The sequence below is a fragment of the Sulfitobacter sp. SK012 genome, from assembly GCF_003352085.1.
GTDB lineage: Bacteria > Pseudomonadota > Alphaproteobacteria > Rhodobacterales > Rhodobacteraceae > Sulfitobacter.
Genome location: NZ_CP025804.1, coordinates 4,615,953 through 4,631,770, shown reverse-complemented (window position 1 = coordinate 4,631,770; position 15,818 = coordinate 4,615,953). Strand labels below are relative to the sequence as shown.

General features: G+C 52.2%; 18 protein-coding genes. 10 read left to right on the top strand and 8 right to left on the bottom strand.

Annotated elements, in window-relative coordinates:
* Positions 1-4: 4 nt before the first annotated feature.
* On the top strand, positions 5-853 hold the full coding sequence (locus C1J03_RS22530; protein WP_114888620.1) for an amidohydrolase family protein: 849 nt from the start codon (positions 5-7) through the stop codon (positions 851-853).
* A 235-nt stretch (positions 854-1,088) separates the two neighbouring features.
* Here C1J03_RS22530 and C1J03_RS22525 read toward each other — a convergent pair whose 3' ends face one another.
* Both C1J03_RS22525 and C1J03_RS22520 read right to left on the bottom strand, forming a co-directional pair.
* Positions 1,089-1,904, bottom strand: a complete 816-nt coding sequence (locus C1J03_RS22525) for a siderophore-interacting protein (RefSeq protein ID WP_114888619.1) — start codon at positions 1,902-1,904, stop codon at positions 1,089-1,091.
* A 113-nt stretch (positions 1,905-2,017) separates the two neighbouring features.
* On the bottom strand, positions 2,018-2,893 hold the full coding sequence (locus tag C1J03_RS22520) for an MBL fold metallo-hydrolase (protein WP_114888618.1): 876 nt from the start codon (positions 2,891-2,893) through the stop codon (positions 2,018-2,020).
* Between the two features lie 98 nt (positions 2,894-2,991).
* Here C1J03_RS22520 and C1J03_RS22515 point away from each other — a divergent pair, with 98 nt between their 5' ends.
* From C1J03_RS22515 to C1J03_RS22500, 4 genes are all read left to right on the top strand, one after another.
* A complete protein-coding gene (locus tag C1J03_RS22515; RefSeq protein WP_368073934.1) occupies positions 2,992-3,897 on the top strand; it encodes a LysR family transcriptional regulator in 906 nt (301 codons plus the stop codon).
* Between the two features lie 408 nt (positions 3,898-4,305).
* The gene (locus C1J03_RS22510) at positions 4,306-5,412 is read left to right on the top strand and encodes an alcohol dehydrogenase family protein (RefSeq protein ID WP_254694135.1); all 1,107 of its coding nucleotides are present in this window, start codon (positions 4,306-4,308) and stop codon (positions 5,410-5,412) included.
* A 483-nt stretch (positions 5,413-5,895) separates the two neighbouring features.
* Complete coding sequence (locus C1J03_RS22505; RefSeq protein WP_254694134.1) at positions 5,896-7,161, top strand: multicopper oxidase family protein; 1,266 nt, start codon at positions 5,896-5,898, stop codon at positions 7,159-7,161.
* 8 nt (positions 7,162-7,169) lie between these two features.
* Positions 7,170-7,694: a plastocyanin/azurin family copper-binding protein gene (locus C1J03_RS22500; protein ID WP_114888616.1), complete on the top strand. Its 525-nt coding sequence runs from the start codon at positions 7,170-7,172 to the stop codon at positions 7,692-7,694.
* A gap of 155 nt (positions 7,695-7,849) precedes the next feature.
* Here C1J03_RS22500 and C1J03_RS22495 read toward each other — a convergent pair whose 3' ends face one another.
* From C1J03_RS22495 to C1J03_RS22480, 4 genes are all read right to left on the bottom strand, one after another.
* Complete coding sequence (locus C1J03_RS22495) at positions 7,850-8,227, bottom strand: DUF1761 domain-containing protein (protein ID WP_114888615.1); 378 nt, start codon at positions 8,225-8,227, stop codon at positions 7,850-7,852.
* A gap of 12 nt (positions 8,228-8,239) precedes the next feature.
* Entirely contained in the window at positions 8,240-8,665 is a 426-nt protein-coding gene (locus C1J03_RS22490; RefSeq protein WP_114888614.1) for an SRPBCC family protein, read from the bottom strand.
* Entirely contained in the window at positions 8,658-9,005 is a 348-nt protein-coding gene (locus C1J03_RS22485) for an ArsR/SmtB family transcription factor (protein WP_174234487.1), read from the bottom strand. Before C1J03_RS22485 ends, C1J03_RS22490 begins: the two co-directional genes overlap by 8 nt.
* 358 nt (positions 9,006-9,363) lie before the next feature.
* Complete coding sequence (locus C1J03_RS22480; protein WP_162798641.1) at positions 9,364-9,807, bottom strand: MarR family winged helix-turn-helix transcriptional regulator; 444 nt, start codon at positions 9,805-9,807, stop codon at positions 9,364-9,366.
* Between the two features lie 86 nt (positions 9,808-9,893).
* On the opposite strand from C1J03_RS22480, the gene C1J03_RS22475 reads away from it, so the two are divergent.
* The 5 genes from C1J03_RS22475 (at position 9,894) to C1J03_RS22455 (ending at position 13,248) form a co-directional block, all read left to right on the top strand.
* Positions 9,894-10,262 carry a hypothetical protein gene (locus C1J03_RS22475; protein WP_114888612.1) on the top strand — a complete coding sequence of 123 codons (369 nt, stop codon included), beginning with the start codon at positions 9,894-9,896 and terminating at the stop codon, positions 10,260-10,262.
* Positions 10,263-10,292: 30 nt separating this feature from the next.
* Positions 10,293-11,297, top strand: a complete 1,005-nt coding sequence (locus tag C1J03_RS22470; RefSeq protein ID WP_114888611.1) for an AraC family transcriptional regulator — start codon at positions 10,293-10,295, stop codon at positions 11,295-11,297.
* Positions 11,298-11,403: 106 nt separating this feature from the next.
* On the top strand, positions 11,404-12,231 hold the full coding sequence (locus C1J03_RS22465) for an NmrA family NAD(P)-binding protein (RefSeq protein WP_114888610.1): 828 nt from the start codon (positions 11,404-11,406) through the stop codon (positions 12,229-12,231).
* A 35-nt stretch (positions 12,232-12,266) separates the two neighbouring features.
* Entirely contained in the window at positions 12,267-12,686 is a 420-nt protein-coding gene (locus C1J03_RS22460) for a DUF4345 domain-containing protein (RefSeq protein WP_114888609.1), read from the top strand.
* Positions 12,687-12,753: 67 nt separating this feature from the next.
* Positions 12,754-13,248 carry an anthrone oxygenase family protein gene (locus C1J03_RS22455; protein WP_114888608.1) on the top strand — a complete coding sequence of 165 codons (495 nt, stop codon included), beginning with the start codon at positions 12,754-12,756 and terminating at the stop codon, positions 13,246-13,248.
* Between the two features lie 179 nt (positions 13,249-13,427).
* On the opposite strand, the gene C1J03_RS22450 is transcribed toward C1J03_RS22455, so the two are convergent.
* Together C1J03_RS22450 and C1J03_RS22445 are read right to left on the bottom strand one after the other, a co-directional pair.
* A complete protein-coding gene (locus C1J03_RS22450; RefSeq protein ID WP_162798640.1) occupies positions 13,428-14,345 on the bottom strand; it encodes an aminoglycoside phosphotransferase family protein in 918 nt (305 codons plus the stop codon).
* An 847-nt stretch (positions 14,346-15,192) separates the two neighbouring features.
* Positions 15,193-15,801: a Crp/Fnr family transcriptional regulator gene (locus C1J03_RS22445; RefSeq protein ID WP_114888606.1), complete on the bottom strand. Its 609-nt coding sequence runs from the start codon at positions 15,799-15,801 to the stop codon at positions 15,193-15,195.
* Between the last annotated feature and the right edge of the window lie 17 nt (positions 15,802-15,818).

Below are 15,818 nucleotides of genomic sequence, written 5' to 3'. Positions count from 1 at the left end.
TCAAATGGTCAATTTAATCGATACGCACCAGCATCTCGTCTACCCAGATGTTGCAGGATACAGCTGGACGGCAGATATCCCTCCGTTGGCTAGCCAAGCGTTTCCGCTGTCCCGATATATTGAATTGACCGCGAGCCATAATGTGATCGGCACCCTTTTTATGGAAACGGGTGTCGATGACGCAGATTATAAGGCCGAAGCACGATACGTTGCCGATCTGGCCAAACAAGATGGCAGCGGGATTGTCGGTGTGATTGCCTCATGTCGGCCAGAGGATGACGCAGGTTTCACCGATTGGCTGGATGAATGTGATGATCTTGGGGTGGCCGGGTTCCGGCGCATCTTGCACGTCATGCCAGATGACCTTTCGACGACATCGACGTTCCGGCGTAACGTTCAGGCCTTGGGCAAGCGTGGAAAGACATTCGATCTGTGCATGCTGCCTAAGCAACTTAAGAACGGCGTGGCCCTTGCAGCCGCTTGCCCTGATACAACGATCGTCCTCAATCACTGCGGCGTTCCCGATATCGCAGGCGGGAAAATGGACTTATGGCGTGCTGATATGATGGCATTAGCCGCACTTCCGAATGTTTATTGCAAGCTGTCAGGACTGTTGGCTTATTGTGCGCCTGGACATGCAACCCAAGAAGTGATCCAGCCGTATTTTGACCACGCGCTTGCGGCGTTCGGTGCGAACCGGATGGTTTGGGGCAGTGATTGGCCGGTGGTCGAACTTGCGAATGGGTTGCCTGATTGGCTGGCGGTGACCCAGTCAATGTTAGGTGCCCTGAGTGATGATGAGGCCGCTGAAATTGGCTCAGAGACGGCGCGCAAGATATTTGGCCTTCACTAGTGACTTGAGCCGATTCCATTGCGGATGCATTAGAGCTGTTGATGACGCTCGCGTATCCTGTGCTCTGGGTATGATCCATTTCCACATTGTGCCGCCTAAACACACCGGGTCTTTACCGGGTGTCGACAATCTCCACGACCGTCCCTAAGGGCGATCGGCATTGGCAAGAGCGAACCAAGGCGCAATTCTTGACCGTTTGCCGTCTAGACCCATTCGTCGCAATGGGCGTCTGGTTCTATCCTTCGGACCGCTTGGCCGCCTGATGCTCGTCTTCGACCAGACCGATTTTCCAATACCCCGAGATGTAGGTATCGCTGCGGGGCAGTTGCTTTTCCCGATGCAGAAAAGCGCGCAAATTGCGGATCACAGAGGACTCTCCGGCAATACAAGTTTGCACCTGTCCTTCCGGCCAATCCATATTGCGGATAAAATCCTCTTGCTGTGTTGACGGCATTGAGGGGTTCGCATGTACCAGCCAATGCATTTCCACGCCTTCAGGCGCATCGATATCTTGGGTATCTTCAAGGGAATTGACTTCAAAAACAGCAACTCCTTTGGCGTTTCTTGGCATCGCCTCAAGCGTCGCCGCAGCAATGGGCAGGGCAGACGGGTCCGCTGCGACAAGAAACCAATCTGCATGAAAAGCCGTCACTTTTGGTTGGCTTGGACCCGCGAAACCCAAGAAATCCCCCGGCTTGGCATGCGTGGCCCACCGAGACGCCGGCCCATTGTCACCATGGGCAACAAAGTCGATATCCAATTCTTGAACATCGCTCCGGTAGTGCCGAACCGTGTAAGTCCGTTTGACTAGGCTTGAACCCTCAGACAAACGTTTCTCGAAATCGTCATGTGTCTCGTCTGGTTCCGGTAACAATAGTTTGCAATTACCACCCTCGCGGCCTTCGGGAAAACCCGACAGCTCTGGCCCAGCAAACGTGACGCGGATCATATTCGGTGTAAGAAATCGTGCAGATTTAACCCTAAGAAGACGAGGCATTTGCCGCCCGGTAACCTTGCGAACGACGTCCTTTACTCCGGTGGCGAGGCTCATACGAAACTCCATTTTTAATCCTGACTATAATTATAAGATATAAGGAGCAGGTGGACATGTGCAAGTCCAAGTGCCCGCCTTGCTTTGATTGCATGGCGGGAGGAAGTTGAGCATCAGCCGTTAGGAAACAGATAGGGCAGGAAGAAGTCGATAGCGCCAGGCACGCCCAAATCGGGAAAGGCCTCGATCATGCCAGCGCGAAACTCAGGGCCCGTTTTTGCAGTGCCAAGCAGTTCACTAGCTTTTGTCAAATACGCGGTGTTCTCTGCAAACATATCTTGGTTGCCGGGCAAACCATGTCCGGGCAGAACGATATTGTAGCTGTCATCTGCACTAAGTTCCGCGATGGCCGGGATCCACGTTTCTGGCTTGCCAGCAAGAAACATGTGCATGCTATTCATGGCTGTATCACCAACTGAAATGACACCGTGTTCGGGTAGGCGGGTGATCAACATCGGTTCGTGCTCTCCGCCTTGCAAAGCAGAGAATTCATAAGTCACGCCGTCGATAACCTCGGACCCTGCTTCAAGTGTCTCGGACGGAACGACAACGCTGTCAGGAATGATATCACCCATCATTTCGCGACGCGCCACGCGGGTTGCTTCGCCTGTTTCAGCAATCTCTTCGATGGTCGATGCCAAGGCATACAAAGGCACATCTGCAAAGGCAACAAGCCCAAGATAGTGATCCGGGTGGCCATGTGTCAGCAAAAGCCGGTCGATCGGCTTTCCCAACCCATCCGCATAGGCGCGGTAATCATTGGCAAACGGGGTGAACATCTGTCCGTCAATAAGCACCAAAGCGTTGTCACTCTCGATGATATACGTGCTCATCGCGAACATCTCTTGAGGCGCAGTATAGGAATGGATCTTGATTTCCCCAAGATCTTGAACCTGGACAACGGCTCCGGTTGGTCGGGCCTCGTCAGCGAAAGCGGCCGTCGTAAGCAGCAATGCAGCTGCCAAAATGTTAGGTATTTTCTTAAACATTGCGATCTCTCCATCATGTGGACGATTGCAAAATAGGTGCTTTTCGATAGTCACATAATATGTGATTATTAGATTTCATAATTTCATAAAGTAACGCAATCATACTTGAATTTTTACGCCCCCTCGCTGTGTTTTCGACTGTCGCGGAATGCGGCTCTTTTCGCGCGGCTGCTGAACGTCTTGGTCTTTCGGCATCGGTGGTCAGTCATCATGTCTCCAAATTGGAAGACCGGTTTGATGTTGCCTTGCTGTATCGCAGCACCCGCAAGCTTACGTTGACAGATGCAGGTGCCAAAGTTCTTGAACATGCCAAGCATATAACTGACGCAGGATTTGAAGCGGTGGAGGCTCTTCAGACGGATCAGCTTCGACCTCAGGGTAAACTACGAATAGCTACACCAGCCATTCTCGAACACGGCAACTTCATGAATGATGTCGCGGGCTTTCTTGAAAAGTACCCTGAAGTCGAACTGGACTTAAATTTCAGCGACCAGCACGTTGATATCATAAGTGAAGGTTATGATCTGGCTTTGCGCGCTGGCAAACTGGAAGATAGCTCCCTGATGGCGCGACGTCTGGCCTCAGCAGAAGACGTGTTATGCGCGTCACCTGCATATTTGGCCAAGGTGGGTCGCATCGAAACGCCCGGTGATCTGAATAAATTCAAACTGATAGGCGTCCCTTCAAAATCAGACGTCCTGAGTTTTAGACATCGGAACGACATGAAGAGAAAACAACAGGTCAAAGTGCAGACATCCATTCGCGTCAACACGGGTGACGCGGCCTTGTCATTGGCAATGCGGGGGGTTGGTATCGCGCGCGTGCCCCGTCTTTTGATCGAAACCCTGCCATATGGGACCTTAAATGATGTGCTTCCAGATTGGGCTTTGCCAGACTTTGAGGTCTATGCAGTTTGGCCCAGAAATGTAGGGAAGCGCTCGCTGACACGCCTGTTTGTCGACCACATTATGTCAGAGATTAGATCTGGCAAGATCTCCAAATAAGCTAAGCATGTGAACTGACACAGAAGCACGGTCCAACTCGTTTGAGTTGGTGGGCCCGACATTGTTGAGGGTCTTTGATATGCGATCGTTCCGCGTGGGGTCAAAGTCCGCTCGGTGCTCTGGTAAATGCTTTGGTAACGCCAGATCCGATAAAACGTACAGTGCGGTGAAGGTGCTTCACAAAGACCTTTTGAAGGAGGGGACCGTCATTCAGCGGTATTCGCGATCTGCCAACAATCATATCAACCAAGCACTAGAGACGGGTAAGTGCCTCAAGCGATTGACGTGCACCCTGATCGTATGTGGCTTGATCAATAGGCCTTCACCTTTCAGAATGTTGGTTTGGAATACCAAAATGACACCAACCGGTTGGTTTGAATGCGAGTCACGCAGAGGGAAACAGTTACAATGACGAACAACGCCGCCACGATCCCCGCAGAAATGATGGCTGTCGTCACTACGGGCAACGGTGGCTATGACAAGCTAGTCTATCGCGCTGTTCCGACGCCACAACCGGGGCCGGGCGAGGTGTTACTGCGGGTTCTTGCCGCCGGGGTGAACAACACTGAAATCAACACAAGGTTGGGATGGTATTCATCGTCGGTGACAGCGGACACTGCTGGCACCGCCAATGAATCGAAGGGGAGTAGTACGCAAACTACCGACGGCGGTTGGAACGCAACAACGCCGTTTCCTTTGATCCAAGGCACGGATTGTTGCGGGCGCGTTCTTGCACTTGGGGCGGGGGTTGATCCGAACAAACTGGGATCCCGCGTTCTAGTGCGAGCATGCATGCGTCCGCATGGTTTTGCGAAAATGGATAACATCTGGATGGCCTCCGACTTTGACGGCGCATTTGCAGAGTATTTGGTCGTGCCCGCTAGCGAGGTGTTTGCGGTCCAATGTGACTGGACTGACGAAGAACTAGCCACCATTCCCTGCGCGTATGGAACGGCTGAGAACATGCTACATCGTGCCAATGTATCGGATGGTGAGTGTGTCTTGATCGCAGGTGCTTCAGGCGGCGTTGGCTCCGCTGCCTTACAGCTGGCTAAACGGCGCGGGGCCAAAGTTGTCGCGATCACCAGTCCGGATAAAGTAGCCCAGTTGAAAGATCTTGGTGCGGATGTTGTTCTAAGCCGTGATGCCAATCTGGTGGACGTATTGGGATCACAAAGCGTGGATGTCGTCGTGGACAATGTGGCCGGACCGAAATTTCCTGAAATGTTGAAGGTACTCAAGCGCGGCGGCCGGCTTGTGTCCTCTGGCGCAATTGCAGGGCCCATCGTGAATCTGGATATGCGCGACATGTACCTTAAAGACATTCTTCTGATAGGATGTACCGCTTGGGACGAGCCCGTATTCCCAAATGTGATCTCATATATCGAACGCAACGAAATCCGACCGCTATTGGCTGCGTCATACCCTTTGAGCGAAATCGTTGCCGCTCAAGAAGCATTCATGACCAAGAAGCACCTTGGTAATATGGTTCTCGTTCCCCCATGTGAAAAATGATGCGTAACTGCTCGAGTTTTTCACAATATCGCTGATCCATCGCCACCGCTTGTTTTGCGGCCTACTTCAACTCTGGTCGAAGTGTCATTTTGAGCTGCGACGGCTGTTCTTGGGCGTGATCTGTCACAGCCAAGGATTGTGTGAGAATAGCCCCGAACGTCTGGTGTCCCGTTGTGTGTCCGTGGCTACTTGGTCTTATCTTGTAGGCCATTTAGAAGCTGGAGAGGTTTCGTCAGCTGGGTGGTTTTGGAGCTCTATGCGATCCAAATGCTTTTTGACTTTCGGTTTTCACGTGGGATACCAATACTTGATTAAAACTATCAGGTAAAATTCAACTTTGGAGTGCGTAGCCTGTTCGAGACAGAGCGGTTGTTCAAGCGCAGAGAGATATTAGCGGGAGCCGGCGGGCTCGCGCTAGCTGGGACGGCAGGTGCAAAGGCTCTTTTTGCAGAGCCAGATCGACACTTTCGTCTTCGATCGCGGATGACATCCTATGCGTTTGGCGAAGTCGTCACCCGCGGCCTCGTGAGATCAGAAGACAATGCACTTCCGCGAGTCCTTCGTTTGAGACAAGGCAAGCCTGCGATTATTGACTATACGAATGGGCTTGAGGATTACTCGACGATGCACTGGCATGGAATCCGGCTGCCAAATGCGATGGATGGATTCCCTTACTTGACGCAGTTTCCAATCGGCCAAAACGAAACTTTCAGGTACGAATTCACGCCTCCGGATGCAGGGACCTATTGGTACCACCCACATTGCATGACCATGTCACAAATGGCCTTGGGTCTGACCGGTATTCTGATTGTCGAAGAAGCAGATGATCTGTCATTTGACGCTGATATTCCGCTCAATCTTAAAGATTTCCGCCTTACCGAGGATAGATCAGTTCTACCATATTTTACCGCGCGCGGCGCGTGGCGGTACCTTAGGCAATGTACAAACAGCAAACTGGCAACGGTAGCCTGTTTGCGATGTGCCCGCTGGCGGACTGATCCGATTGCGCTTCGCGGGACAGATACCACCCGGGTGCATAAGCTCGTATTCCCAGATGTGCCGGGGCAAATCATTGCTTGGGACGGGCATCCTATTGAAGAAGCCATTCTCTGGCCAACAATTGAAGCACCGCTTTTGCTGGGGCCGGGGCAACGTGTCGACGTTGCCTTTGTCGCACCGGCAAGGGAAGGGCAGGAAGTTGTGTTCACAGGGCTTTTGGGTCGGACCCCGTTTGTTGTCGCCAAAATGCGGGCAATTGGCCAAGATCTCCAACGCGCAAAGGATGATTTGCAGCCATTGCCACGTAACTCCTTTGAGAAGCCAGACATCGAAGCAGCAATAATTCAGGAGATTGTCGTTGGGCGGACACCAAAGGGCGACGGCACAAATAACGGTCTTTGTGGGACGTTCGATTATATCTTCTGGTCGATCAACCGGAACCCATGGCCCGGCGACGCTGTCGAAGGCACGGGCCCAGTTCTTACCATGCACCAAGGCCAAAGCTATATTTTGCGGATGCGAAATGAGTCCCCCAATCTACACCCCATTCACTTGCATGGATTGGTCTTTAAGCCCATCCGTTCAAACTTGCGGCACATACCGGCCTATTTTACTGACACGCTGCTTCTGTTGAAGGACGAGATCGTCGATATCGCTGTGCTGGCCGACAACCCCGGTGACTGGGCGTTCCATTGCCATGTGATTGAGCATCAAAAAACGGGGCTGTCAGGTTATATCCGGGTCGTTTGATCCGCAGAATGTCTGTTGATATGTGGAAAATGACGCCCAATGTTACTCATCGCCCAAGTCTAAGGCTTATCGTTGCAGGCGCTTTTGCGCCGGGAGCATTGCCCGTGGTTTCCAATGCCCAGGTGACACATGAAATCAAAATGCTGAACGACGATCCATCGCAAGAATATCGTTACATGGTGTTCAGTTCAAAAGTCGTTGTGACAAACTCCGGCGACACCGTCATTCTTCGTGCAGCGAACCGTGGTCACATTACAGCTTCATCTTGGAATATGCTTCCTGAAGGGGTCACAGAATGGGCCGTTGGCATCGACAAAGAAGTTGCATTGACCCTCACCGTTCCTAGTTTTTACGGATATACCTGCATCCCGCACGCCGATCTAGGCATGGCGGGGCTAATTGTTGTCCGAGGCGAGGGAAGGAACAACAATTTGGAGCGTGCCCAGTCCACTCCTCAATTCGAAGATAGCATCGTGATCTGGCAGGAAAATTGGAAGGAAGTGGCGGCATTAAGTCTGGATGGGCGATCATAGGTCCATCCCCGAATCCAGACCGTTTTTGTCGATTGCAATCGCGGTCGCTTTGTTTGGCATACTTGACAGAATATCTGCAAACCATGGGTCGTTGGATTCCGTCCCCCACCCCCCCAAGCAGGCTTTTCTGCAAATTGCCGCACTGGTCCAAGTCGCTAGATCAACCCCTGAGCAAGGATCATCAAGGCACCCGAAGCCACAACGTAGCCCGCATCAATCACAGTCGCTTTGCCTGATTTTTGACTAAACAAATCCATGCCGGCAACGACAAAAGTCACCGCCAAAATGGCACCGACCGCAGTCATGATCGCTTGATTGGTTTCTGTAATTCCCACAACCAGTGCCAGCAGAGCTGTGCCGACAAACTGTATGACCATTGCCATGATCGGCGGGGACGCAGGAGGCTGTATGTTATGGCTTCCTGCTGCCCAACTTTTGCCGAACATCATTGGGCTAAACCAAATCATGCCAAGGCCGAATGCTGCGATGGTACCGACGACGATTGCCGTCCAATTCATAAGTGCGATGTCCATTGTTTTTCCAATCTATGCAGCAAGTGTTGCGTCGAGTGCGTCGAGGATACTGACCCAGCCGCCTTTGTGATTGTCACGGGCTTCAGCATCGCTAAAGCGCACATGCGTGAGCGTCACATGGGTCCCCTCGTCAGCCGGGGTAAAGGTTAATGTGACTGTGCTATCGTCAACGGAAAAGGGGCTCTCCCATGTAAAGACGATGCGATCATGCGGGCTGATTTCGCGGTATGTCCCGGCGTGCGGAATTTCGTTTTCCCCAGCGAGCATAACAATTTCAAACCGCCCCCCTTCCTTTGGCTCATTGGATGCTTTTGGCACAGACATACCAGCCGCAGGCATCATAAATTGGCGCAACATTTCTGGGTTTAGCCATGCGTTGAACACGTCTGCTGGGGGGGCATTGATCGTGCGTTCTACTGTCAAATTTAGATCATTCATCTTTGCTGTTTCCTTTTGTTATCAATGTGTCGAGTGCTTCTAATCTAAGGTCCCAGATTGAGCGCAGGTCGGCGAACCACCTGTCGATCTCCGAAAGCGGAGCCATTTGAACTTCGATGAGATGCTCACGCCAATCGGTGCGCCGAATGACCAAACCCGCGCGTTCCAACATTTTGATGTGCTTGGAGATCGAGTTGAGGCTCATTTCAAACTGCGCATGAATGTCCGTTACGCGCATGGGGCCATTCTGGGCCAATAGCGTCAGAATAGCGCGGCGGGTTGGATCACTTGCAGCCTTAAGTAGTTCGCTAAGCGCGTTTGTTTTGATTCGTTCACCCATATGGGTGAATAACAAAATGAAACGCCATCAGTCAACTGTTTGGTAGATTGCTGCGAGGGCGCGCAGTGGCCATTGGAGTTAACTACAGCGCTGGCAAAGTGTATTTTTGCCGACTTCGCCAAGCCATCGATAAATGTGGATAAGAGCATGCCAAGACGACTACAGCTATGATGGGGTTCCCCACCGACCCCTCATGCACTGTCCTGCTCGTCAGGGTTTTTCAGGCGCTCTTTTAAAGACATGTCGCTGACGAGGCGTAGGCGCATTTTCGGCAAATGCTTGAGACAGCCTTGTCGAGCCGGAATTCGCTGTTTATCCGGTCCAGCTTCGATTTTGAGACTTCAAATCATTGATATTATTACGGCTTATTGGGGTCGAAACCCAATAGTCCCTGAAGCTCGAGCAGTTTGTCTTCGCCAAACTCCCGTTGCAACAGCGTGTCTAGTTCCGAAAAATGTGCCCGCGCACGAGACATCATCCGTTCACCTTCTTCGGTAAAAACGATGATGCGCTGATTGCCCAATTTTTCGTCGGGCCGTGTTGCCAGCCAACCCGCTGTTTCTAACTCTCGCACTGTTTTATGTACGGCCTGACGCGAAATCCTAAGTGTCCGTGCCAACTCAGCAGCGAAATTCGCCCCGCAATCCAAAGAGCCAAGAAAGGTCAGTTGGTTGGCCTTCAGCCCTTCAAAGCCATCATTCAATAGCTTTGACAGCAACCAAGTGATCATACGTTCCCGGAAAATTTCAGTAGCCTGGGTGAGCGCAAGTGCATGACTTTCGAGCAAATCGAATCCTGCCACCGGAGATTTTCTTGTTAACTCAGTTGACATAAAAATACCTCTCCACTATTTGTAAACTAGGTTAACAAGATGAGAGGAACCCTACAATGCTAAAGCTAGTTTTGAGGGCCAACGCCGTTTCCTGCGCATTCTTCGGCGCGCTCTTTGCCTTTGCTGGTCCAGCAACAGCAAATTTCACGGGCAACCCGCCCGTATTGCTGGTGCAGGTTTTGGGCGCGGGGCTCTTGATCAATGCCTTGATGCTGGTCTGGAAGAGCCTGAGCGCAGACCCAGACAGATTGAGCATTCTTGCCTTTGCGCTTGGTGATGCGATTTGGGTTGTTGCGACGGCATTGCTGCTCATCACCGGAGTATGGATCACAACAGCTGGAGGGATCATTTGGGCAGTAGGGATAGCAACCTTTGTTGGCGCATGTGGTGCGATGCAGTGGAAGCTGGCTCCGAATTGGGGGTGACATGAACGTGCCCGTCTCTAAAATCTTGCCATGGGAATGATCACCTCTCTTTTTGCCCGCAAGATGGTAGATGCGGCAGGGCCGGGTATTGATAATCGCGCACTTCTTGGGTTGGCAGGTCTTGATTACGACGCGCCTTGGGACCCAAAGGTCATGATTCACGACACAGTCTATTATGACGTGTTGGAGGGCATAAATCAGCAAACCGACGTTACTGAGTTGCCGCTTCGAGGTGGCGCTTCGATGCGCTGTGACGATTATGGGGCCTTAGGCCTCGCGTGGAAGGCCGCGCCCACCCTGATGGGGTCATATTCTCGGGTGGAGCGCTATGCCCGTCTTTGGACCAATGTCGTTGAGTACGAACTGCGCCAAACGGATCATGGGACGCTTTTTATCCTGCACCGTTCAGGCCCACGGCGTCTTGGCATGCGGCTTTCCAATGAAGCGAACTTGGCCAGTGCCGTTTCACTCAGCCGTCAGGTTTGTCCGGTTCCGTTCGCGCCCGATGAAGTCCATTTCAGGCACGCGCCGCCCGCGACACTGCAATATCATGAGGCGTATTTCGACTGCCCGGTCCACTTCAACTCAGATTTCGATGCGCTTCTTGTTTCGTCCGAAGCACTCTCGCAAACCAACATCCTGGGTGACGAAGGGATCACCCGTTTCTTGCTTTCGCATCTTGATGTGGAATTGGACAAAATCGGCAAATCGGAAACTCTGGAAGGCAAAACCAAAGACGCCATTGCACGTTCTCTAAGCGAAGGGCCACCTCGGATGACCAATATTGCTCGTGGTCTTGGCATGAGTGCTAGATCCTTTCATCGCCGCCTGTCTGAACATGGCTTAAGCTTCCAGTCCTTGACGGTCGCAACCCGGAGAGAACTGGCAGAGGGCCTGTTGCGCGACGCGCGATATTCATTGGCAGAGGTCGCCTTCCTTACCGGTTTCTCCGAACAGAGTTCTTTCACACGGGCGTTCAAAAGGTGGGTCGGATACACGCCCGCCAGTTTCCGCAAGGATAACTCCAAAACTTAGCTGCCTTTTGGCGATGACGGTCAAAAGAATGGCATCCCCGGTCAATACTGCAATGAACTGCATCCCCTACACCTTGGTCATCACATTTTACCAAGGAGTATGACCAATGACCGACAAGCCAATTCTCGTTATCGGTGCCACCGGAAAAACCGGGTCCCGCGTTGCCGCTCGCCTGCAAGCCAAGGGATTGGCGGTGCGGCTCGGCTCTCGCCGCGCGGCCATCTCGTTTGACTGGGATGCGCCGAAAACTTGGGAGGCCGCACTTGACGGTGTCTCATCTGTTTATGTGACCTATTTCCCCGATCTGGCCTTTCCCGGCGCCGTCGAAAAGATCGAAGCGCTTTGCAAAATCGCTAAAGAAGCGGCGGTTAAGCGGCTTGTGCTATTGTCAGGCCGAGGCGAACACCACGCAGGCATAGCAGAAGACGTGGTCCGAAATTCCGGCATCGGCTTCACACTCATACGCGCGTCTTGGTTCGCACAGAACTTCAGCGAAGGTTACTTGCGCGATCCAATCCTTTCAGGCGTTCTCCCCATGCCCGGAGGACTGATCAAGGAACCCATCATTGATATCGACGATATTGCCGATGTCGCGGTTGCTGCCCTCACGCAGGATCATCATTTCGGTGAACTCTACGAAGTCACGGGCCCCTGCCTCCTAAGTTTTGCGGACATGGCCGATATTCTGTCGCAAGCGATTGGTCGAAAAATTCAACATGTTCCCATCACGTTCGAGGACTTCCACGCCAACGTGGTGCAATCGGGCGGTGATTTTGTTGCCGATGTCTTTACAGGAATTGCACGCGAAACACTGGATGGTCGAAACGCCAACCTTTGTGATGGTGTGCAACGTGCGCTTGGGCGTCCGCCTCGTGATTTTGCCGAATTTGCTGCAACAGCAGCACGGGCAAATAAATGGCCTCTTGCCGCCTGACCTCACCCCCAATCCCAAAACCGAAAGGACATCCAATGCCTGTCACGCGATTTCAAAAAGTAACCCTATGCATTTCAGGAGTAACGGCACTTGGGATCGGCCTCTCCATATTGGGGGTGCCGAACGCATTTTACGCAAGCTACGGCATCTCGCTTGGCAATGACGTCAACTTGCTAAGCGAACTGCGCGCACCGGCGGCAGGTCTTGTCGCACTCGGAGCCATAATGCTGGTTGGCATAGTGCGCGAGGCTTGGAGCCAGATTTCCATGGTTGCCGCACTGACCGTTTTCCTCGCCTTTCCAGTGGGCAGGATTATTGGGCTGATTGTTGATGGCGCGCCTTCGGGCGGTATCATCGGCGCACTGTGTATCGAGCTCCTGATTGCAACACTGTGCCTTGCCGCTTTCGGTCGCCGAGCGACTGTCACTGCCGATGCCTCATACACCCAAGCATAAAGGCTCGCTCCCTCAGCGGAGGCCTGATCCTCCCGTCACATCACCCAACTTTACTGGAGACTTCGTAATGTCCTCGTTCTTATTTGTGCTTATGCAAATTGCTACTCTCGCCTATGCTCTAATCGGTGGCGTCTTCCTCGCGTTTTCCGATTTCATCATGCGCTCACTTGCGATTACTGGCGGCCCGGCCACCATGCAGGTCATCAACCGCGAGGTCTTTCATTGGATTTTTATGGCCCTGTTTCTCGGCATGGCTGGTGTATCGCTCCTCATCGTCGGCTATGCGGCGATCTCTCTGAGCGGCCCTGGCAGCACCTTGATCTTGCTCTCGGGCATCATTTACCTAATCGGCTGTTTCGGCGTCACGGTGTTTTTCAATGTACCGATGAACGAGGCGCTTGCAGGTATGGAACCAGACGCAGAAGCAACCCTACAATACTGGATCGCGACCTACGGGCCGCGTTGGGCATTCTGGAATTCCATTCGCTCCATCGCCTGCGCAATATCCGCGGCCTTCCTCCTCTTCGGTCTCATGAGAGTCGTTCAAAGCCAACAGGGATAAGCGCAGGACTGTGAGTACTCTCTGGCCCCGGTGAGTAAATTCTACGCAACTCTACTGGGTACTGCGAGGTGCGACAAACCGGAGGGACGCCGCCACACACATTTTGCTGACTAGAGAGTATTGGACGTTGTCTGCATATAATTGCGCCCGGTCGCGTTTTGCGTCGAGAGCCAAGGCAGTCACTGTGTGCCGAATATGATCTGCGAAAGGTCCGTTGTTCGCTTTTCCAATACGGCATCCGCTGTTTGTTTTAACCTTTTTTGCCGCCCACGATTTGCTTTGGTTAAGCTGGTAGGTGCGTTGAGTAGCATCTTCGTAACTTCAAATAGCAACATTATGCCGAATTCCGGTTGCTCCGCAGGATCCAGACCGTAGCCGGCGGCAAAGGCTAATCGATCATCATTGCTTAAGATGCCAGCATCTTTGCTGCCGTTTCCTGTTGAACTTTGTACAAGCTCCAGCCGAAGCAAATAAGAGGCCACATCACCCATCTGCCACCCTTGGTGTGCAAACTCAAAATCGATTATTCCAACACTGGACTCATCAATAAGAATATTGCCGACATTGACATCACCATGAACGAATCCGAATCGAGCAGTCGATCCTCGCACCTGATTGTGGAGCTGTTCAAGGAGGCCAACAATACGAGAGTATTCATCCTTAAACGGCGTCTCCTTTGTCGTGTTTTTCAAGAATGTTATCCGCGTGCTCATATTGAATGGAGCAACCTCACCACCGGAGATATCGTGCAACAGCCCGAGGCATCGGCCAGTGTTTCGAACGAATTCTTCGCGTTCGATATGCGACAGTGGCTCTTGGTTGGAGAGGATACTGAGGCCCTGCACCTCACTGGCTAGGACGTAGCCTTGCTGGACAGAGAAATCGATAAGTCGGGGCGAATTTAAGTCTTGATGCCCGGTAAGACGAGCCTGTGCCAAGGTTAATGCATGAACCTCCTTCTTGATGCGTTCCGCAGCGCCCGGACCTGTCAGTCTCCTTGAATATGCCACGCATCCGTTGGCATCCTTAAACCTCATGACGGTATTTGGGTTGGCCTTCACAGTCGGATTTGAGATTTCAGTTGCGCGGATTGGCAAACAAGCGTTTCCTTTCTCAACCAGCAACCGCGACATTTCATTGGAAATATCGGCTGCTTCAAGACGAGGACTTGATTGAAGCGCTTTTAAAATTCTCCTAAACACAAAGAAATATTACAGGTTTTTCAGCATATTTTCCACATAGTAATCGCTTTGAATGGCCCGAGAATGAACTCGACCAAGCCGACGGTGAAACCTGCGCTGGGCAGCCCGAGTTTCTCATTTAGTTTTGGCAACCATGATCCAACACGACTCCTGTTCGTGGCTCGAACGATTTCTGTTTTTGAGCTGATCTTGTGGACAGGTTTGATAAAAGTCGTTTGCGGATTAACTTGACGCAAGGGCCAACTGCACCGCCAGTATTGGGGATATGAAAACACCCCGTCTGGCCGCATCAATTACTGGGCAACAAAATGCATGCGGAGCCACGTCAAGCATTTGAGAAACCCGAAAGCCCCGCGCGGATCGTGAATGCGGAAACCGAATCAAATGAATATGAATTGGGTGTGCTGAACGCCAAAAATGCTTGGGTTGAAGTTTGCAAAAAATTAACCCCTTCAGATTTCGGGAACTGAAGGGGCTATAAATATGCCAAAAACCGGAAGAGGTAAAACTTACAGAATCAAGGCAACTAAAAAAATTGGGCGAGGAGGCATGTACCTTTCGGTAAAACCCCGGTTCCGAATGGCTTAGCCACCTTTCCCGCGTACCTAACCCTAGGCCGTTCTATGTTGCGCCGGGATCCGCAATCAATACTGCGTTTGGTAGTGCCCGGCGCCAGTTAGAAGTAATGTACTGACATTCGCCTATCCGGGCCATGCTGTCTGTGATCGAGATCACATAGCTACTAACTTTCTACAATATCTGCGATTTTTTCTAAAGATGGCCGATCTCGTAGAAGCAGGCCGCCGCGGCTGAGGTCTATAAGACCATCCGCTTTCCATGTGGCCAAAGTCTTTGACACGGCCTCGCGACTTGCCCCGACAAACTCAGCCAAATCTGATTGAGACATGGCAAGTTTCTCCGTCTGAACCAGCCCAGCATCTGTCAAATGCAGAATCTTGCGTGCAAGCCGTGCAGGTAGTGGTAGGAAAACCTGCTCGCTGAGCTGTGATCCCATCCACCGCAGGCGCTTGCCGGCGAGCTGGATCATGTCGATGTGCAAACTGGGAGTTTCATGCAGTGCCTGCAGCACGTCAGCATTGCGGATGGCCATCACTGACGTAGGCTCAAGTGCAGTTAACGTTGCGGTGCGGGGGCCGGGATCAAACAGGCAGATCTCGCCAAAAACGGCACCTTGGTGCAGTACGTGGAGGCTCAATTTGCGGCCGTCGGAGGAAATCACGCTGACTTCTAGCGTGCCTGAGACCATCGCATAGAGAGTCTCGCCCTGTTCGCCTTCTTCAAAAAGAACCTCGCCCTTTTTTAGGTCTTTTTGAACGGCGAGCTCGGTCATCAGGTTACGCAACGCCG